Origin of the sequence: Paraburkholderia sp. USG1, assembly GCF_031570135.1 — a bacterium.
GTDB classification, from domain to species: domain Bacteria; phylum Pseudomonadota; class Gammaproteobacteria; order Burkholderiales; family Burkholderiaceae; genus Paraburkholderia; species Paraburkholderia dioscoreae.
In genome coordinates this window covers 178,844-196,977 of the sequence record NZ_JAMWXW010000013.1, presented here as the reverse complement: position 1 = coordinate 196,977, position 18,134 = coordinate 178,844, and the positions used below count along the sequence as shown (strand labels likewise).

Sequence of the window (18,134 nt, the reverse complement as noted above, 5' to 3'; positions counted from 1 at the left end):
GCGTGAGCGATGCGAAAGAAGCTGTCGTCCGCGACTTCACAGCCCGCCGCAATAGCCGCGGGTAATCTCCCAGTTCCGCCCAACACGGGCGAGGCGGTCGCCGCGTGGTTCGCCGCCTTCCAGAAGCCGCTCTGGGAAAAGCGCCTTGCGATCAAGCTGGCCGCCGCGTTTGCACTGATCGCGGCAGGAGAATGCGCCGCACTGATCGTCCAGAGCACACATAGCGGTCCTCGTCCCTATTTCGTTGAGCATGACGAGAAAACCGGTGCGGTGTGGGTATCTGACCGCTACGCCGAAGCCTATTCCGTCACCGCGGCGAACAAACGCTATTTCCTGGTCAAGTGGGCTTCGCGTGTTTTCACGATCGAGGCGGACAGCCAGGATACCCTCACGCGCCAGATCCCAGCCGCGTTCGGCTGGACCTCCGGCGCCGCCACCCAGGAACTCGAAACCTACATCACCGTGACCGACCCGGTCGCGCAGCGCGTCGTGCAGACACCGGGACTGACGCGCGAATTCGTTGAGAATTCAACCTCGTTCTCGGCCGACGGGCAGCTCGCCTACCTGATCTTCACGCTGATCGAAAGCGTCAACGGCAAACCGGTCCATCCGAAGCAGATGCTGCTCACCGCGAGCTTCCTGCTCGCGCCCGAGACGCTGAAGCCCGGCGAGGAAAAGGATAACCCGATCGGGCTTCGCATCACCCACTTCAGCCTCACGCCCTACCTGGGCGTCAATCCGGGAGCGACGCAATGAACGTCATCCTCACCTTCACCTGCACAACCGCGATCATCCTCGCCGCCATGTCCAATGCTGTCGGGCAGATCTCGAGCATCCCACCCGACTCGCCATCACCCATACCCGCGAGCGCCCCGGTCGCGGCCTCGTCGCCATCACAGAAATCCGGTGACCGTCACGCCGTACCCGTGCCGCGGGCAGAACGGCATGAGGTTGCGCACCGACCGCTCAATGGACCGTATCCTGCCCCTGACAGCCCGTCGCTCGTGGTCTACGACTACGATCCGGATTACCTATATCCGGTTTATGTGCGCACGAACGAGGAAACGCATCTGGTTTTTGGCGCGGACGAAGAAGTCACCGGTGTCTATCTGTCCGATACCGGAAAACGCTGGCTCCAGCATACGGCGCTCACGAAACGCGACGTGTTCATCGAGGCACGCCTGCCCGGACTCGACAATGCCGCGACGATCATCACGTCCCACCGCCGCTATGAAATCGATCTGCGCTCATCGGACGACGGCAAGGTGTATCACCGGGTTTCCTGGCACTACCTTGACGCAGATATAGAAACGGCAACGGCAAGGACATCGCCGTTCGGCATCGAATATCCAGGCAACGTTCCGGCGTCGGGCGGCGCGGTCCCCGATGCCGGGACCGACGACGCTACGGCCACTTCCGATGCCCGCCACACCGTTGCGCCAAGGATCGGTCTCGACCACACGAACTTCGACTACCGCGTCGAGGGAACTGCGCCCTTTGCGCCGCTGATCGTTTTCGATGACGGCCACTTTACGTTCCTGCAGTTCCCCCATCGTGCCGAGTTGCCCGCGATCCTGCTGATGGACGAAAAAGGCCAGGCAGAAATCGCAAGCTTCGTCCCGCTTGGCAACGACTTCTATGAGGTCCAGCAGACTGTCCAGTATGGTCTGCTGCTCAGGCGCGGGAAGCAGGAGGTCAAGGTCTTCAACGGCCGGGGCAACGGATGCGGAATCTTCGGCTGCGATTCCGCCCGCATGAAGAACGTCTACGGGGGCCGGTGATCATGGCTGCCCCCGCCCCCCCCGGTGGCTCGCTCACGCCGGAGCCGCCACGTCTTACGCGTGTACGACGCAATCTCGCGAAAACGCTGCTGATCGCGCTGTGCTCGGCGCTGCTCGCCATCATCCTCATCCACGCACTGTCGCATCCGCACGAGACCGCAGCGGAGCGACGTCAGCGCGAGCAACTCGAGGCCGACGCCCGGCAACCTCAGGCATCGCCGGATGCGATACGCAAGCGACTTGAAGATCAGCACAGCCTCGCGATGGCGAGGGCAGGCAGTGTGGCATCGGCGGCGAGCGCGCCGCTCGGCGGAACGCCGCTTGACGGCATCCCGGAGGGCGTTCCCGGCGAAGACGCCGGGCCGCTACCGCCCGACGATCACGGCACTGGTCAACGCTCCGGCACCAGTGACGCGGACCGCCTTGCGCTGCAGCAGCAGATCGAAGCCATGCAAAGCCAGTCGCTCGTCGCATATGAAGACACAGGCAGCAGTGCCGGACAGGACTCCGGTGGTTTCTCGCTGGATCAGCTGGCCGGCAACCTTGCGAGCCCTCCGAACCGGCAGTCATCGACCGCCCCCCCAAATACCACCAATAGCCAGCAGGGAACCGCAACCGGGCCCTCCCCCGTGGGCGCTGCCACCGCCACCGACCGACGCAACGGGGACTGGCTGAAGCAACAGGCGCAGCAGAACGACGATGAGAAACCACTGGTACCTGTCACGCTCAATTCTCCCTACATGGTCCTCGGCGGTACGCCGATTCCGACCGTCATCCTGCAGGGTGCGAAGAGCGACATGCCCGGCACCTTCCGGGCAATGGTAGATCGCGACATCTACGACAGCATTGACGGCGCGTGCCTGCTGATCCCGAAGGGCACCCGTATCCTGGGGCGGACCAATAACGATGTCGCGATCGGCCAGGACCTGATGCTCATGGCTGCAACCAGAATGATCTTCCGCCACGCGACGATGCGCCTCGACGGGCTGATTGGCAATGATCCGGACGGCGAGGCGGGTGTGAGTGCGGACGTCAATAACCACTTCTTCAGAATCTTCGGCTCGACGTTCCTGATCGCGGGCGTGGCAGCCTGGGTTGGCCACAACCAGAGCCAGCAGAGTGGAACGACGATCAACATCAACGGGGGCGTCTCAACCGATCTGTCGGAGGCCGCCGCGCAGTCGCTGTCGCAGACCACTCAAACGATCCTTCAGCGCAACATGAATATCCAGCCAACGCTGACGCTGGAGCCCGGTCAAGGCATCACGTTCATCACACAGCGGGACATGATGCTGCCACCCAACGTTACTGACGGGAGCTGCAATCGATGAAACGCGCCACTACCCTGCTCTCTGCAACCATCCTGGTCGCTGGCTGCCTGCTTCGGTCTGCCTGTGCCGAACCACCACCCGTGGCAGGACCCGTCTATGACTTCGACTGGCGTCTGGGCGGTGCGGCCGAAGTTCGCCCCTACCAGGTGTTCGACGATGGCCAGAGAGTTTTCCTGCAGTTTGACGATCCGAAGCGCGTGCCCGCCATCTTCGCAGACACACCAAGCGGCCTCGTGCTTCTGCGCTGGCGCTCCGATCCACCCTATGTTGTCGTCGACCGGATGGAACCGGCACTGGTCTTCCGCTCGGCAGGCCGGGAAGCCCGTGCTGTACGGACGGTGCCCGGTGGCCCACCCCGGATGGCGCAATTCGGGGCAGCCCGGCCATCAGGGGAAGCCCCGGTCACCGCGCCCCAGCAAGGTGGCGGCGCACCGGCACGCAGCATCAATCCGCCGCCTGACGACAGATAACGCGGGCAAGACACCTCGGCCAGTCTGGCAATGCTCACAAAAAGCTGCATCTGTGCCGGGATTAAGCGGGTGTTCGGATTCAGCGGTTGACGCTCGCAATACATGTTGCGTTGCGAGAGCCTGACATCTTAAACATCTGTGTTACATCAGGCACATGTCGACCCCGAACCGTCATCTGCTGACTGATCGTCCAATGACTCAAATGGGGCGAACAACGGCTAGCTCTCTACAAAGGAGGGGTGCCTTCGAGGCGGCGTCGATTCACCAGTTGCTCGAGTAGCATAGCCATCACCGAAGTGGACGCTTGGTCTGTGCGGTACAGCCAAGTGTGTGCATCGGTGCGATGCAAGACGACGCGGCCCAGACCGGCGCAAGATCGCAGCTCGCCGCGACAATCGGATTTCAGCGAGGATTGCTCCCGGCCAAAGGTGTGCTGACAGACCACGCTACATAGCGCCGCGATCCGCCGAGTATCTTGATCGTCTAGCATGTTGAGCCGTGCGGTGGAGGTGTGACCTCGTCATAGCGCGCCAAACCAATTCAAACAAAATCACATGCTGAAACTTTTAAGTGCAGACCTGTGGGATACCGTCGCGGAGAAGGCGGTCAAGGCCAGGCGGCGCCGGGCGGCCATTGCGTACGTGACGGAGTTGCGACTCCTCCCGCTTGGCCCAGGAGACGTGCTCGTGGTCGATGCCTCCGATGCCTCCATCGCGGCAGGACGCACAAGCGCCGAGGTACTCGCGGGGTACCTCACGGCGGGAGCCTCCCTGTTCAATGTGCCGAACCTACACGCCAAGGTGCTGGTGCTCGACGACTGGGCGGTCATCGGCTCGGCCAATGCTTCTCTGCGGTCTGCCAATTACTACGTGGAGGCGTCAGTTATCTCCGACCGGCCCGAACTCATTGGGCAGGCTGAGCAACTGATCGATTCGCTCGCGGCATCTGGGGGCGTTATTGATAGCGAGTTTGTTGCGCGGATTCGGCAGATTCCGGTCCTCATTCCTCCCGAGCCCCCGTCAAACCGTGCTGATTCGCCCACCAGGGTCCAGATGAGAGCGCCGAAATACTGGCTCGTCAGTACGCGTGAAGACGCACTTTATCCCGGCGATATCGCCGCAGTGGAAAACACGATGGAGGAAGTGCAGGAGCGCATTGGGCCGGACGCCGGCATCGTTAGTTGGTTCTGGTGGGGCGGGAATGCACCGTTTCCTTCCACTGCTCAGGTGGGTGACATCGTCATTCAGTGTTCCCGTCCGAGAAATAAGATGTCTTCATCGCGGGGCGTCGTCGTGTATCGACACGAATCGAAAGCATTTTTCAGGAACCGGGACAAACCGTAAAAACGTTTCACTGCGTGCGCGCCCGTGACTGGGAGCAAACCGCCGTCAAATGGAGGGACTTTGCGCACCTCGCCAAGCGGGCCGGCGTTAAGCGCAAGCTCACCTATGCGAGCAACATCAAACTCACCGAAAAGCAGTCGGGCGCGCTGTTCGAGATTTGGCCGACGTAATCGGTTACGACGTGGTAACACGTCTGTTGTTCAACGCGCCATCTGATCGGGTACGCTGACCGTCAACGGAAAGCGATCATTCTGCCAGCGCTGTCGAACGACGGTTCATGGCCGAAGCGATCATGATTGACTACCAAACCGCCCGATGCATTAAACGATAGGTACTGAGTCAGTTGCGCCCTGCAGCGCAACTGACTCAGTCTTCGTCCTCCCCCTCAAGCATCCATGCGCAGCGATCCTGATGGTGACGAAGCGAGGCTTACCGTCGCGAACTCAATCGCGCTGTGCCCAAACTGTCATCGTGAAAACCATTACGGTACCGTCGCTGGTCAGTGAGTGCCATCTCACCGACGGAGGCATGTCCCGCAGGCGCGGACGGTCACAATCGCGGTCGGCGGTTAGTTGCGTTGAATGAAGTCAGTCTAGCAGTGAGAAGTCGCAATCAACGATCAGGCGCGGCAGCTCATCGCGCGTGAACAACGAGTGTGCCACGGTGAAAAAATCTGAATGGGAACCCGTGAGGCGCCAGTCCAACTCAAACATCCTGTCGTCCTCGTCATATCCCATCACGCCCGCTGCCTCTAACGCGCGAAAGTATTCAACCATGTCAGTCTGCGACAGGAGCAGCTTCTGCTCGAGCGTCTGTGCCGGCATCCTCACCCGGCCGAACTGTTTCCCGGTATGGTTTATAAGCAAATATAGGACAACCTCGCGCTGCTTGCGCGACAGTGACATCAGCGTTACCTGAAGTCTGGTGAGACTTTCGAAGTCGGGCCCCCAGTTTCGCTCTACTGGCGAGTCGGCTGTCACGGTCAGTAGACGGGTAGCTGTCACAGCAGGGCGTCCATCGTTGCGCTCGGCTGCGGCCAGCAAGCTGTCGGGTTCGAGAGCCCGAGCCACGCCAGGCATCTCGCGATCGACAAACTCACTAAGCGCAGTCAGCCTGTCCAGATCCAGAGTCTCCGCCTGTTCCAGAACGTCATCGATGTCGAGCACGTGCCTTTCGATGTCGAAAGCGAGTCGACCCTTGCCATCGGGCTTGGTCGTGTAGTTTCGCTTCTCACCCAGAATGAGAACCAGAAGCGTGTCGTAATGGTTGTCCAGATCGTGCTCAAGAAAGACCTTGATGGTTTTCTTGATCTTGCTTGAGTCGCTGGTCGACGTGACCTGCACGCACAGTTTTGCAGAGTCGTCCGCCAGGTCAATGGCCGCCGTGTTAAGGTTCTTGACGTTTACATTTTCGAGCTTGTAGCCGTAGATCCGATTGAGGACCTCAGCGAAGAAAGTCTCACAGTCGCGGTTGATATCCGTCTTGCCCCGCTTCGTCATGGACTTGACCATGTATCGAAGGACAGACAGCTTCATAACTACGTTTTCGAACAGTGCTGCTTTCTGTAACGGCATGCGTGCTCCATAGCACTAAAAAGCTTACGTAATGAGTCGGATAAAAATAACTGCAGTTATCCGCCATCTGCTTACCGGCCCGACATGATGCAACGCTTGTAGTGAAACTTCGGATTGGCCGAAACGGGGTGCAACATCAATTTTCATAATGTGTCTCAGCCCTCCTTCTTGCATATCACCGATTGACGATCTGCAACACCATGTCGAACGTCTTAAAATGGCCGCACTCCGCTCGGGCGGACAGCACGCTGTCGACCCAGCGCGGATGTTTGGCGGCAGAGCTTGGCTCAACCTCCGCAGGAGCCCAATCTGCTGCGACTGCCCGCCAGCACAGGCGGCGCGAAGCCTAATTCATGGGCGGAAGACGCGCAGAACTGCTTTGGATGTACCGGCGTGCCTTCGTCCATCAGGGATGGCAGCGCGTGCATCCCCTCTGCGATCCCCTTCGCGTCGAAGTACCTGAGGACCTTTTCGGCAAAACCATCCGGACAATAGAACGTCCGCCCTCTGGACACCGGGCCTCCAGTCGTGGCTGCCCACCCACCGTCAGGCACAAAGCACTTGCGGCCGAAGTAGTAGAAGCGCCCGGCAACAAGCGCATTTACGCCGGACGTATCGTGAAATGCCTCGGCTCGGGTGTGGTGTCGGTTCTCCAGCTGCTCGTACTTGCCGCGGTGGTCATGATAGTAGATGTTGTCTCCACACAAGGCGACGGCGTCAGATGACTCACGCGGGGGCCGCTTGCGCACGAAGCGGCTGTCCTCGAAGTACGCATGCAGCAGCAAAACTTCGCTGATCTGCATGAGATACACGAGTCCGTCGCGCGGAATAATTACGCCTCGCCGAGCTGCGCTATCGACTAGTTCCTGGGAGGCGAACCCGGCCACCCAGTCGCTGGGCCGACGGAATGCCCGGATCTTGGGCTTGCAGGTGGCCAGCGTGAGCACACCATGGAACGGATTGGGGGCGAAGCCGCTGTCGTGAGTCATCTTGTAGCCAATGGTGACGCTCATGCCAGCGCCCCCGTCGAGGTGCCATAACGAAGCACCAGGCTATGCAGCCATTGCGAGGCATCTTTGCAGTCGCCCACGTCGATCACGAACTCCTGCCCCTTGCCAACCGTTTGCACGATGGCGCATTCGCCGTCGATACGCCACCGGGCAGAATCGCGGTGGTAGCTGAGAATCGGCTGCTCAGGGTTTTTGAGCAGCCAGCGTGGCACACGCCAGACGGAACGGGAACAACCGGGCGCAGTAAGCTGCAGGTCAGGACCCCAGCTCCGGAATGCGCCGGCCGCTGCTACTCGACGGCTCGAACCCACGAGACGCTCGCCGGCGACATAGATCGTGTTGTCCGCGCCAATGCGGGCGGCGTGCTGCACGTGCGGATGATCGTCAAGCCACGCCGGGCATTCAGATGCACCTACCTTGTGTACCTGCCCGACCTGAAGCCAGCCGAAGAGGGCGTGGACGTTCGGTGCACCGGGTACGTACCGCCACCGGCCCGCGAAGTGCTCAGCTTGACGGAACCACTCGAAGAACAGGAAAACGTCCCCCGGCCCCACGCCCTGTTTGGCAAGGTGCTTTTGCGCAGATCCCACCTGCCCGAGCGACGCACGCCACCCAGGCCGGCGCGCCACGCTACCATCACTCAGGTCAGGATCGAGATGAACGGAAGTGCGTGGAGTGATCGCGCCTACCGTCAGGTCGCTGGCGAGATTGTGCAAAGGACCCAGAGGGCCCTGGATGTCACCGAGCGGTCGGCCGTAACGCGATGGGATGGGCAAGGTCTGAAGCGACCCGTCCGAGAGGATCGGGCTCGGCACCCGGCCATACTGGGAATCAAATCCTTTGCGGCTAAAGATGATTTTCAAATGTCGCTCCCGCCAGTCACTACATCAAGCACCTGCGGGCGGCCGGCCATCTGGAAAGCGAGATGACCGAACGCATCCTCAAGACTAGCATCTCGAACCTTGAAGCGATGAACACGGTGCGCAGCGACCAAAGCCTGGCCCACGACAACCCCATACTAGACCACGACGAGGCGGTGCTGATCGTTAGCCACATCGGCAGCCTCGCGCGTTTCGTGAAAACCATAGAAGCGAAGATTCAAGCACGCGAAAAATGACCACACAGAAGACCGCTACGGCCCTCATCGGCGTTGTCGTGTTGCACCAGCTTCCGGCGCCATCGGAGACGGCTGGAATCGCAATCGTCATTGCGGGTGCGGTGTTGCATCGGATACGCGAGGTTGCCCGATCGCGAATCCTCGCCCGAGACGTGATCTGGCCTGTCACGCCGCTCGGAGGTTTTGTCGCTGATCGGATCACAGCGTTGCAAGAAGGGTCAAGGCCGTTGTCCGGAACACCGCAAACGCTTCCGCAAATGTCGGCCTGATAGATCCGTAGATCAGCGGCACCAGCACGTCCTCATACTCCTGACGTGTCTGATCCTCAGTCCCTGCGGCCGTTAGCGCTGCCGTCATGCATTGCTTCGGATCTTCGATGAACGCCTTGTGAAGCGGAAATTCCTCACGGTCGAAATCGACCAGGTCCCTGAAATGAAGTGCAGCGCGTTCAACCAGCGACGGGTCCGACTGAACGATGCAATACGTATCGTAGATATGACGAACCAGGGCGCTGTCCCATTTATCCCGCAGACCGGCCCGATGCTCGGTATGCCGGCGCAGGAAGGACAACACCTTTTCGGCCAGGGTCTCCTCGACTGCGATACAGGTCATCGCGAAGGCGTCCCCCTGTCGTCCAGCGAGCTGATCGGCCAGATACCCGATTGTTTTTTGCCTCGTTTCAAAACGCGGGGAACGTACCGTGAACTCGAGACTCAGATGCGGCCGCAAGCTGCCATGAGCGGCGTACCGCGTTTCGTAAAGCCAGCCTGATGCGAAGTAGCGGTTTTCGTTCAGGGCTAGCTTCTCGTCCTCGACGATGACGAAACCCAATGCCTCCATCGAGTCAATGACGGCTTCCTTCAGTTTGCCAAGGTGGGTTCTCTGGGCACTTTTCGACAGCCCGTGCCCTGCATCCAGCACTACTTTCAGATCGACATCTTCGGACATACGCTCAATGAGGCCGTACGCTTTCGACAGGCTCGTTCCGCCACAGAACACGAACTGCACGTGCAGATGCTGCAGCCTGGACAGGGCATGCAGCGCGTCGGCAACGTGAACGTCCTTCTCAAGGACAGCCGCAGAGAGATTTCCGGCCTGCCCCTCCGCCACAAGCGCGTCAATGAGTTCCTTCTGCGCGCCCGAGATTGTTTTCATACTGTACGGTTTTCTTTCCAAAACCCAGTTTCCGGACAATGCGGCGATTGCCCGTATTGATCACGCCACCAGCCGGCACCTGGGTCGTCTTCCCGGAGTTGTACCGATCCGCCTGTCTGGAGGGATATATCTTCACTCCCATCCTGATTAACGCCTGCTCGGCCAGAATCTCCACGGGCTGAACCGGAATCGGTGCGCCGGACAAGGCACTCCGCTTCGCCTTCGCATACACCCCGACGCCAAGCTTCACGATCACGCCGTCGTCAACGAGTTTGCGCAAGGCGCGACCAACCTGCGCTTCGCTCCCGAAGCGCGCGAAGTCCGTACGCAGCAACACATCAGATGCCTGCCTGGCAATTGATATTTTCAGCCTATTTTCCAGATACACGACTAGCTCCAATCATCGAGTTCGCCAAAATTTCATCTTAAATATATGATTAAAATGGAAAATATCAAGCAAACATCGATCATTGAATAGTATACCATGGCGCCATGTTCAGCTTCTTTTGCGCCGTGACCGCCGGGAATCAGCCGCCCTCCTGGAACGCACTCCGATCCACGAAGCGCCCACACCCGATATTCGCCTCGAACAGAACATACGGCACCCCAGGCGCCCCGTCCTCCATCCAGAATATCTGCCTGTACACGTTCCGTATACGTCAGGAACGATTGGACAGCCTTCTCCACGCGGGCGATGACATCGTGCCGTCGAATCGCAACACGGCCTGCGGTTTGTCCGAGCCAGATCACGGGATGACCGGGATCAGCAAAATCATCAGGCTGGACGCGGCAGTTGCGCTGCACCCAATCCAGCCACGAATTTGAGCGCCGATAATCCTCAGCCCGTCGCCCCCTGGCTGGCCTGCGCCTGAAGGCAGGCAAGCTGTGCGAGCGCATCGGCTGCGCGCTCAACCGGCACAAAGATGTGATCGTGAAATACCGCAGCAACGACATTGCAACTGATGCTGGCCCGGGTCAGCGCCTCGGCCACCGCAGCAGTCAATCCGACCGCCTGCAGATCCGAGTGTACGGTCAACGTGATCCAGGCCGCCCGGAAGAGCACCGGCAGTCCTTCGCGCAACGCCGTCGGTTCATCGATGATGACGGTTAACCCCTCGCGCTCCCTGAAGGTGGCCACGGGAGACAGGTGCGAAATCCTGGTATCGGACTCGATGGTGGAGAAGACCCAGGTCCCATCGTTCAGTTCGGGCTCCATGGACGCAAGCAACTGCTCAAGGTTCAAAACCGGTTGGCTCACTGTGCTCCCTGCGTAAGAAGAGGGGGAATCGGGCGGTTTTACCAGCTCGCGTCATTGCCAGCTGTACCCGACCTCACATATCGAACTATTGTGACCGAATCCAGTGAATAAATGATGTTGCGAAAGGCCAGCCCCGACGGACCGCAAGCCGGTTGTGCCCGGAGCGCCGGCCAGGACAAGCCCCTTTCAGGGACGGCGTCGGATATCCCAAACATTGAACGGCAAACGGCCTCTGGCCAGCGCTTCAGTCCATCGAAATGCCAGCACGGCCACCTGTGGTTGCCAGGCCGCAGCAAAGCACCAGAACCGGTCACGGATATAACGTATTACACATATTTTTAGTTTTCAAGTCCTTCTTTGCTTTCAGCCGTCACCGCACACTTGGCGCATTTGAGGGCGGGAGCAGCGGTGACAAGGCAGCAAGACGAGCAGGAACATCTAGTCAGGGCTATAGGCAAGGCCATCGCCCGCCGACGCAAGGCGCTCGGTCTGACCCAGGAACAATTGTCTGAAGCTGCTGGCCTGGCCCAGGCGTCGCTCTCGCACATCGAGCGCGGCGTCACCTCACCCAGCATCGAGCGCATGGCACAGCTCGCCGGCATTCTTGAATGCCGTCTCTCGGACTTTCTCGGGGAAGCCGGCACGGGTCCCGCTGATCGGGCCGTGCGCATCCATCAAAAGCTCTCCGGACTCACTCCGATGCAGCAGGATGCACTGGAACGGCTCATGGATGAGGCCATCGTTCTTGCAATCAATGCGCGCCCTGCGCTCAAACGTCGCTCGCGCAAGCAGCATCCCTGACTCCTTCGCCAGCCGTCTGCGTTGTCCCGCGTTCTGCTTTTTATTGTCAGTCACATCCCTTCACCGGTTAGCGGGTACGCAATCCTACGTGGCAACGCTGAGGCCGCCGCTCCTATCCGCGAACACCTCAAGGAAGTACGCAGACGGCAACCTGGACCTTCGCCGGTCCAGGAGAGGCTGGGCTCACATCCCCTTATTGCACCCGTTTCGCGCGCTGGATTTTGACGAACCGCCATAACGTCGTGATCCATCGTGAGATTAACTCCAGTCTGATGATATTACTAAGAAGTACGAATAAAATGGAGGGTAAAAGATCTTGATTTTTTGATTTCTGCGGCTATGATTCGCGATTGAAGTCGCCTGCTGGAGCGTATCCAGTACCGTTTGCTGTACGGTCGCCCGTGCGACACCCTTTGCGGTTGCGCTTCGTCCCGCTGTCTGGACCACCGCAGGTCTCATTGACCGGAAGCTTCCTTTGTTGCCTGTCTGGGGAATCACCATTCCCCGACACGGGCTCTGGCGATTCCCCTTTTTTGTTCTGGAGAATCGTCATGAATCAGCCTGTCGAACCCCGCAAGTATTTCGATCTTCATCTGCGCGGCCTCGGATATCTGTCCCGCGTGCGCGATGTCACAACCCGTGGCAATGGCCGCAGCAAGGCCAAACCGTTTCTCGCATGCTCGATCTCGGCGTTTCATGGCGATCCGAACATCGAAAATGGCATTGTCTACCTGCCCCTCGACCTGATCGTCTCCGGCGAAAAGGCCAGGGAAGCGGTCCGCTCCGTCATGAGCGATGCCAATGATCCGGACGCAAAAGTCCTCGTCGCTTTCCGCTCTGGCGACCACTACATCCGGACGTTCGAGCGGACCGGCAACCGTGCGGGTGAAACCGGCGCGGTTCTCAAGGGCCGTCTGCTCAAGCTCTTCTGGATCAAGGTCGATGGCGAGGAGGTATATCGCGACGAAGACGAAAACACCGAAGCCGACGCCGATGCCTCACGTGAAACCGTCAACGGCAAACCGGCAACCTCGGAACAACCCGACGAGCACGACGTGTCGGTGACCGAAGCGCCGGACAACCGTCGTGAGACCGTCCAGTCTGGCGAAGACATTTCGGAAACCGGGCATGCTGCACCGCGTACGAACCGCTACCCACCACTGCGTCGTAATAGCAGCGGAACCGTCCGCCGGCCCGCAACCAGCGACCGGTAAACCGCCATCGCCCCTTCATCGTCGCTATTCCCCGCTTCGCGCGGGGACTCCACTCTCACGCCCGGCCATCGCGCCGGCTTTCCACAGCTATGACCCGATCGCTGCGGAAAGCCGGTGTCGATTCCGCCCATCATCAGCTGGGCCCACGGCGGCCCTGTTGCGCCGTGCCGTTTGCGACGGACCGATTGTCCTGAACGCAGACATGGGCCTGGCAGTTCACCCACTGCCAGGCGTTATGCGTGATTCGCCTGATAGCCAATGACGCATGAGTCTTTCACTGCCAGCCTGCCAGTTGCAGGCTCGACCATCGCCACGTCACGGCGATAACCCGCAGCCGCTTCCAGTGCCTTCGTCTGCACGGCTGTCCTGGTGCCATCAAGACACCCGGCCCGGAATCACTTTCTTCCCCGTTGGGGCGTTCGCGCGCCCGACGGCCCGGATGTCCCTTTTTTCTTCAAGGAGCATCCGATGTCCATCCTGCAACCTGTAGTTCCACATCCGGCACGGACATACCTGGTCGCCCACTGCCTCTGCGCAGGAGCATGACCATGGGTATGGACGTCATGGGCCGCTCGCCCGTTTCCGAAGCGGGCCGATATTTCCGCAACAACGTCTGGTGGTGGCGCCCACTCTGGCAATACTGCGAGCTGGTCGCACCCGACATCATCGCGAAGGGTAATCTGGGTCACTCCAACGATGGCTGGGGACTGGGCCACCGGGCTTCCGTCGCACTGGCCGCACGCCTCGATTCCGCGATCAGGGAGGGACACGCGGCAGCCTACGAACAGGCCCGCCAGGAATACCTCGCCTCCCTGCCGCTAACGCCTTGTGACATCTGCGGCGCAACGGGCAAGCGGGCGACACCGCCCGCCATTGGTCCGGGCGAGCTGCCCTGCAACGGTTGCAGCGGCACGGGAAGCCAGCCCAACTTCGAAACGAACTATCCGTTCAGCGTGGAGAACGTACGCGAGTTCGCGGCGTTCCTGCGTGACTGCGGAGGCTTTCGCATCTGCTAGGCACACCACCTGGCTGACACCCTCATCCTCGCGGGAACCTTCCCGCGGAAGGCTCCCGCTATTTACCGGGAGTTCCTCATGGACCTCAATCGCACTCTTGCCCAGCTCTCGACAGCACTGCGAGTTGCCGGCGCAGTATCCGCCACGGCGGAATATGCCGGCTACGGTGACTCGGGAAACCATTTCGAAATCGCGATCCAGTGGCCAGCCGATCCGGCTGGGAACGCAGACGCAACCGAACCCAGGCCAACCACCTTCGACAGCCTGGATTACCCCGACTTCGACAACCAGTTCGAAAATCTCGTCTGGGACGCGGTCTCCTCAGCCGGTCACGACGGCTGGGAAAACAACGAAGGCGGCGGCGGCACATTCACGCTCCTGTCCGATGGCACCGCCACTCTCGAGCACTACGACAATGTCGAGAACTCGAACGAGTCCATGCACGAATTCGGCACGGACAGCGAACTCACCGCCGCGCTCAATGCTGTTGGCGCCGTCCTGCGCTCCGCTGGTGCCCTGTCCGTTACCGTCGAATACAACGGATACGGCGATTCCGGCGGAGTCGAGACGATCACGCTGCAATGGCCAGGTTCGCCGGGAACACCACCTGCCTCGATTGCAATGCCCAGGCTCGACTACGGATCTGCCGCATCCTCCACCACCAACGGGAAATCGATGCCGGACATCGAGGAGCACTCGTTCGACGACGCCATCGAGAACCTGCTTTACGACGCGATCGATCTTGCCGGCCACAGCGGCTGGGAAAACAACGACGGAGGTGGCGGCACTTTCATCGTCCACTCCGACGCCACCGCAAGCCTTGAGCATTGCGACAACGTCACCGACACCGTCAACAACTCGTACATCTACGGCACCGGCAGTCACGACGCGTCCGAGGGAGGTGAGCCATGAACCGCTACCCTCCCCGGCCAGCCAACGTATCGTTGGCCGTATGGCCTGGCGTGGGTTTCGAGGATGCCGTGGTGGAATCAATCCGCAGGCCGCCGCGCGAGCCGTTGCTGGGTACGCTGGAGTCCAATCACATTCAGCTCTGCCCTCAAAACCGTGGTGTCCTGACGCCAGAACTTGCTCAGAACCTGCGCCACCGATTTCCCCGGACCCGTTTTCGTCTTCACGCCAATGTTCGCGTATTGGCAGCAAGGCGCCTTGCCGACCTCGCTGACTGGAGCCAGGACGATCCGTACTGGCAGGCACTCGTCGCACGCAGTCAATCTCTCGACGCACTGGCCTATACCGCCCACGCGGGACGGCGCGACCGCTGCACGTTGTCCAGACTCTTCGACAACGCACGGCGGGCCGCTGCACTGTTCAACTGCCCCGTCGGAATTGAAGGCCACTATCCGACACGCGACAACCCGTACCTGATATCGGGCTGGAATGAATATCGGGCGCTCTTCGACTCCGGCGTGCCGTACGCGCTGGATCTCTCACATCTGAACATCATTGCCACCCGCACCCGATGCCGGGCGCAGACGATGGTGCGCGAGATGCTGGCCTGTGAACGATGCATCGAGGTTCATCTGTCCGGCAACAACGGAACAGGCGACGAGCATCGTGTCCTGGAACAGGAACCGTGGTGGTGGTCTCTGCTCGATGCCATCCACGACCATGCCGTGATTTTCAGCGAAGGCAATCTGAGACGCCACCTGCGCGAAACCGGTTGCCGGTGCGATGCATGACGCTAGCCGGCTGATGCGACGCGCCTCGCGTTAGCCATCTTCGAAGTATCCGATGCACCAGCCAGACACGCATCGACCTCTTCCAACTTTCAACTGGAGCAAACCATGGAACATGGTCAGATAGGACATGACGATCCACCCAAAGATCGTCGCGATGAAATCCAGCAACAACTTGCCACACAGGGGTACCGCTGGAGTACGACGCCGGCACCATCCCTGGCGAGGGGCACTGTCTGGTTAGCCTCGACACGGGAGAAGCCGTCGACGACGTGCCCGAATCCGTCGCAAAACTGGCTGAGGAATGGTCCCAACTGACTGACGATCTGGAAAACCCCTGATCCTCAGCCGCGCGCCATCGTCACTGCTATCTCTGATGCTTCACGACTGCGGGCTGAGCTCCGCATCGTCGGCACCCTTGTTATTCAACCCACGCGGGGAATGTACTTCCCCGCCGGGAAAGTCGTCCTCCGCATCTTTCTGGAGGACATCATGAACCAGACCGCTGAAACGCGTTCCATCGTCGCGAGCATCGTGCCCGAGGAACGTCGCATGGAAATCTTGCCACGCTATTTCGGCAAACACATGATTCGCGGAGAAATCGCTGTCTACAACGCCATGTCGTCACTGTGCACGACCTACGCCGGTGGCTTCTGGGACTACGTCGAATTGTCCAACGGGGCGTTCTATATGGTGCCTCGCCTCGACGATCCGCTCCCCATCGCCTGCGACGGAAACGGATACGACGGCGAGATGAGCTGCGACGCGGCGGGCATCGTCGCTACCCTCTTTGCGCTGAACGCGATGGCATGGGCAACCGAAGACGAGAAATTCACCGGGCTCTATCACACGTTGCTCGCATTCGTCCCGTCTCACCCCGAGGCCCGCAAGATTTTCGCCGCAATCGACTGACACATCGCCCTTCCTTCACCCCCGCGGAACGCATCCCGCTGGGGTGCGTCTTCGCGATCCTTCCGGAGACAATCATGTCGGCCTGCATTTCTCTCTTTCCCCAACCGCCCGCTGATACGGGCATGCGCTACTGGCCGCCGGCAAACACGGAATACCCGAGCAAGCCGCAGCCACTGGGACACGCCTCGCCTCTCCCCGAGAACGATGACGCGCCATCAAAACAGGATTTTCTGTGTCGCGACGGGCGGGCGCTTCCGCGCTACACGATCCACAGTGTCGATCTCGCCGATGGCCTGTATCTTGGACTCTTCAATGGTCGGGACAATCCGTTCACCTCTGCAATCAACGCAGGCTTCGATGGCCCGCTGATCGGACGACTACGTTACTGCCACACCGTCGAGGCTCGCGAAGTCAGACTCGAATTCCTCGATCCGTTCGAAGGTCGCCGCTTCTTCCCCGATATGGAAATACTCGCCGGACGCGACGGTCATGTCCCCACAGGCAGGTTCGCGCTCCCGATCCAGCTCGGGCTCAGTTCCGGCGCGATCGTCTTCGACGGCCGGTACTTCGCGGACTGGACCGTCTTCATCATCAGTTCGTTACGAACGATCATTGGCCGCGACCTTCGCTCACAGCGTCGCGTGTAATCGCGACCAGGATCGTCCCCCATTCACATTTCCTTTTCATCCGCACCGTGACGACGGTGCATTCCCCCGCGGGGCACGTTGCCCCACAAAGGGGGAAGGTGCCTCGCCCTATTCTGCGAGGTGCATCATGGGATGGTTATTTGGTCATGGACAGACGCGTGCACAACTCATCGCGCGTCTCACGCGCGATGAAGAGCACGAAAACTCCACGCGTCGCTGCCTGCGCCACTGCCTCAGTGGCAACGTACTCTGGACGGTCTGGGAGGTCGGACGAGAAGGCACTGACCCCTTCCGCTATATCGGCTGCGACCTGCTCGCCTGGGATAAAGGCTGCTCTGGCTGGGGCTACAAGGATATGTGCGAGGAAATGCAACCCCTCTATTACTCCTGCCCCCTCGCCTACCTCGACATGGTTCCACCGACGGCGCCCGCATGGCGCGAGCTGGTCCACGCCTGGCATGCCGCGCGCTCACGCACGCTGGCAGCCGGCGACATCCTGACGCTCAGCGGGCTCTCGATCACCGAGGCCGTTGTCGTCAGACGGATTCATCGAACGTGGATCGTGGAGAGCGGCGGCCGGCTGTTCGAGTTTCCGCCACGGCTCTTCCGCCACATCGTTGGACAAAGACATGCCGGTGATGCCACTGGGCAACCCGCCAGTTGATACACCAGAGGTGCTCCGTTACGCCTGCCCACCCGGCAGGCGTCATTCCCGAAGGACCGTCTTCGCGGCTCTCCCGGAATGACCCATTCCTGTGATCTGCCAGATGCAGATCCGTGCGTCGCCACGTCGTGCGACACCCGCAGC

General features: G+C 60.3%; 21 protein-coding genes. 15 read left to right on the top strand and 6 right to left on the bottom strand.

The window, feature by feature from the left end:
• The first annotated feature begins 9 nt into the window (after positions 1 to 9).
• From NE850_RS19200 to NE850_RS19175, 6 genes are all read left to right on the top strand, one after another.
• Positions 10 to 756 (top strand): VirB8/TrbF family protein, encoded by a 747-nt coding sequence (locus NE850_RS19200; protein WP_310699248.1) that lies wholly within the window; start codon positions 10 to 12, stop codon positions 754 to 756.
• A complete protein-coding gene (locus NE850_RS19195; RefSeq protein WP_310699247.1) occupies positions 753 to 1,781 on the top strand; it encodes a TrbG/VirB9 family P-type conjugative transfer protein in 1,029 nt (342 codons plus the stop codon). Before NE850_RS19200 ends, NE850_RS19195 begins: the two co-directional genes overlap by 4 nt.
• Positions 1,782 to 1,783: 2 nt before the next feature.
• The gene (locus NE850_RS19190; protein WP_310699246.1) at positions 1,784 to 3,112 is read left to right on the top strand and encodes a TrbI/VirB10 family protein; all 1,329 of its coding nucleotides are present in this window, start codon (positions 1,784 to 1,786) and stop codon (positions 3,110 to 3,112) included.
• Complete coding sequence (locus NE850_RS19185; protein WP_310699245.1) at positions 3,109 to 3,582, top strand: TrbG/VirB9 family P-type conjugative transfer protein; 474 nt, start codon at positions 3,109 to 3,111, stop codon at positions 3,580 to 3,582. The genes NE850_RS19190 and NE850_RS19185 overlap by 4 nt, the downstream gene beginning before the upstream one ends.
• Positions 3,583 to 4,136: 554 nt before the next feature.
• Complete coding sequence (locus NE850_RS19180) at positions 4,137 to 4,925, top strand: phospholipase D-like domain-containing protein (protein ID WP_310699244.1); 789 nt, start codon at positions 4,137 to 4,139, stop codon at positions 4,923 to 4,925.
• 14 nt (positions 4,926 to 4,939) lie between these two features.
• Positions 4,940 to 5,095 carry a hypothetical protein gene (locus NE850_RS19175; protein WP_310699243.1) on the top strand — a complete coding sequence of 52 codons (156 nt, stop codon included), beginning with the start codon at positions 4,940 to 4,942 and terminating at the stop codon, positions 5,093 to 5,095.
• Positions 5,096 to 5,512: 417 nt separating this feature from the next.
• Here NE850_RS19175 and NE850_RS19170 read toward each other — a convergent pair whose 3' ends face one another.
• From NE850_RS19170 to NE850_RS19160, 3 genes are all read right to left on the bottom strand, one after another.
• Positions 5,513 to 6,499, bottom strand: coding sequence for an SMEK domain-containing protein (locus NE850_RS19170; protein WP_310699242.1), 987 nt, complete (start codon positions 6,497 to 6,499; stop codon positions 5,513 to 5,515).
• A gap of 287 nt (positions 6,500 to 6,786) precedes the next feature.
• Positions 6,787 to 7,512: a hypothetical protein gene (locus NE850_RS19165; RefSeq protein WP_310699241.1), complete on the bottom strand. Its 726-nt coding sequence runs from the start codon at positions 7,510 to 7,512 to the stop codon at positions 6,787 to 6,789.
• Positions 7,509 to 8,372: a hypothetical protein gene (locus NE850_RS19160; RefSeq protein WP_310699240.1), complete on the bottom strand. Its 864-nt coding sequence runs from the start codon at positions 8,370 to 8,372 to the stop codon at positions 7,509 to 7,511. Before NE850_RS19160 ends, NE850_RS19165 begins: the two co-directional genes overlap by 4 nt.
• Positions 8,373 to 8,395: 23 nt before the next feature.
• On the opposite strand from NE850_RS19160, the gene NE850_RS19155 reads away from it, so the two are divergent.
• The gene (locus NE850_RS19155) at positions 8,396 to 8,626 is read left to right on the top strand and encodes an abortive infection family protein (protein ID WP_310699274.1); all 231 of its coding nucleotides are present in this window, start codon (positions 8,396 to 8,398) and stop codon (positions 8,624 to 8,626) included.
• Positions 8,627 to 8,824: 198 nt separating this feature from the next.
• On the opposite strand, the gene NE850_RS19150 is transcribed toward NE850_RS19155, so the two are convergent.
• The 3 genes from NE850_RS19150 to NE850_RS19140 all read right to left on the bottom strand — a co-directional run bounded on the left by NE850_RS19150 (position 8,825) and on the right by NE850_RS19140 (position 11,039).
• Complete coding sequence (locus NE850_RS19150; protein WP_310699239.1) at positions 8,825 to 9,781, bottom strand: nucleotidyl transferase AbiEii/AbiGii toxin family protein; 957 nt, start codon at positions 9,779 to 9,781, stop codon at positions 8,825 to 8,827.
• A complete protein-coding gene (locus NE850_RS19145) occupies positions 9,744 to 10,169 on the bottom strand; it encodes a DUF6088 family protein (protein ID WP_179731226.1) in 426 nt (141 codons plus the stop codon). Before NE850_RS19145 ends, NE850_RS19150 begins: the two co-directional genes overlap by 38 nt.
• Before the next feature lie 450 nt (positions 10,170 to 10,619).
• A complete protein-coding gene (locus NE850_RS19140; RefSeq protein ID WP_310699238.1) occupies positions 10,620 to 11,039 on the bottom strand; it encodes an ACT domain-containing protein in 420 nt (139 codons plus the stop codon).
• Positions 11,040 to 11,447: 408 nt separating this feature from the next.
• Here NE850_RS19140 and NE850_RS19135 point away from each other — a divergent pair, with 408 nt between their 5' ends.
• From NE850_RS19135 to NE850_RS19100, 8 genes are all read left to right on the top strand, one after another.
• On the top strand, positions 11,448 to 11,840 hold the full coding sequence (locus NE850_RS19135; RefSeq protein WP_310699237.1) for a helix-turn-helix domain-containing protein: 393 nt from the start codon (positions 11,448 to 11,450) through the stop codon (positions 11,838 to 11,840).
• A gap of 458 nt (positions 11,841 to 12,298) precedes the next feature.
• A complete protein-coding gene (locus tag NE850_RS19130) occupies positions 12,299 to 13,054 on the top strand; it encodes a DUF3577 domain-containing protein (protein ID WP_310699236.1) in 756 nt (251 codons plus the stop codon).
• Positions 13,055 to 13,602: 548 nt separating this feature from the next.
• The gene (locus tag NE850_RS19125) at positions 13,603 to 14,070 is read left to right on the top strand and encodes a hypothetical protein (RefSeq protein WP_310699235.1); all 468 of its coding nucleotides are present in this window, start codon (positions 13,603 to 13,605) and stop codon (positions 14,068 to 14,070) included.
• 78 nt (positions 14,071 to 14,148) lie between these two features.
• A complete protein-coding gene (locus NE850_RS19120) occupies positions 14,149 to 14,982 on the top strand; it encodes a DUF6878 family protein (RefSeq protein WP_310699234.1) in 834 nt (277 codons plus the stop codon).
• Positions 14,979 to 15,770 (top strand): hypothetical protein, encoded by a 792-nt coding sequence (locus tag NE850_RS19115; RefSeq protein WP_310699233.1) that lies wholly within the window; start codon positions 14,979 to 14,981, stop codon positions 15,768 to 15,770. Before NE850_RS19120 ends, NE850_RS19115 begins: the two co-directional genes overlap by 4 nt.
• Before the next feature lie 489 nt (positions 15,771 to 16,259).
• Complete coding sequence (locus NE850_RS19110) at positions 16,260 to 16,679, top strand: antirestriction protein (protein ID WP_310699232.1); 420 nt, start codon at positions 16,260 to 16,262, stop codon at positions 16,677 to 16,679.
• 74 nt (positions 16,680 to 16,753) lie between these two features.
• A complete protein-coding gene (locus NE850_RS19105; protein WP_310699231.1) occupies positions 16,754 to 17,326 on the top strand; it encodes a hypothetical protein in 573 nt (190 codons plus the stop codon).
• A 127-nt stretch (positions 17,327 to 17,453) separates the two neighbouring features.
• Positions 17,454 to 17,990, top strand: a complete 537-nt coding sequence (locus NE850_RS19100) for a hypothetical protein (RefSeq protein ID WP_310699230.1) — start codon at positions 17,454 to 17,456, stop codon at positions 17,988 to 17,990.
• Positions 17,991 to 18,134: the final 144 nt, after the last annotated feature.

Excerpts from the sequence above, each read along its gene's own strand:
- NE850_RS19200 (WP_310699248.1), top strand. The coding sequence starts at position 10 with ATGCGAAAGAAGCTGTCGTCCGCGACTTCACAGCCCGCCGCAATAGCC.
- NE850_RS19195 (WP_310699247.1), top strand. The coding sequence starts at position 753 with ATGAACGTCATCCTCACCTTCACCTGCACAACCGCGATCATCCTCGCC.
- NE850_RS19190 (WP_310699246.1), top strand. The coding sequence starts at position 1,784 with ATGGCTGCCCCCGCCCCCCCCGGTGGCTCGCTCACGCCGGAGCCGCCA.
- NE850_RS19185 (WP_310699245.1), top strand. The coding sequence starts at position 3,109 with ATGAAACGCGCCACTACCCTGCTCTCTGCAACCATCCTGGTCGCTGGC.
- NE850_RS19180 (WP_310699244.1), top strand. The coding sequence starts at position 4,137 with ATGCTGAAACTTTTAAGTGCAGACCTGTGGGATACCGTCGCGGAGAAG.
- NE850_RS19170 (WP_310699242.1), bottom strand. The coding sequence starts at position 6,499 with ATGCCGTTACAGAAAGCAGCACTGTTCGAAAACGTAGTTATGAAGCTG.
- NE850_RS19165 (WP_310699241.1), bottom strand. The coding sequence starts at position 7,512 with ATGAGCGTCACCATTGGCTACAAGATGACTCACGACAGCGGCTTCGCC.
- NE850_RS19150 (WP_310699239.1), bottom strand. The coding sequence starts at position 9,781 with ATGAAAACAATCTCGGGCGCGCAGAAGGAACTCATTGACGCGCTTGTG.
- NE850_RS19125 (WP_310699235.1), top strand. The coding sequence starts at position 13,603 with ATGGGTATGGACGTCATGGGCCGCTCGCCCGTTTCCGAAGCGGGCCGA.
- NE850_RS19120 (WP_310699234.1), top strand. The coding sequence starts at position 14,149 with ATGGACCTCAATCGCACTCTTGCCCAGCTCTCGACAGCACTGCGAGTT.
- NE850_RS19115 (WP_310699233.1), top strand. The coding sequence starts at position 14,979 with ATGAACCGCTACCCTCCCCGGCCAGCCAACGTATCGTTGGCCGTATGG.
- NE850_RS19110 (WP_310699232.1), top strand. The coding sequence starts at position 16,260 with ATGAACCAGACCGCTGAAACGCGTTCCATCGTCGCGAGCATCGTGCCC.
- NE850_RS19105 (WP_310699231.1), top strand. The coding sequence starts at position 16,754 with ATGTCGGCCTGCATTTCTCTCTTTCCCCAACCGCCCGCTGATACGGGC.
- NE850_RS19100 (WP_310699230.1), top strand. The coding sequence starts at position 17,454 with ATGGGATGGTTATTTGGTCATGGACAGACGCGTGCACAACTCATCGCG.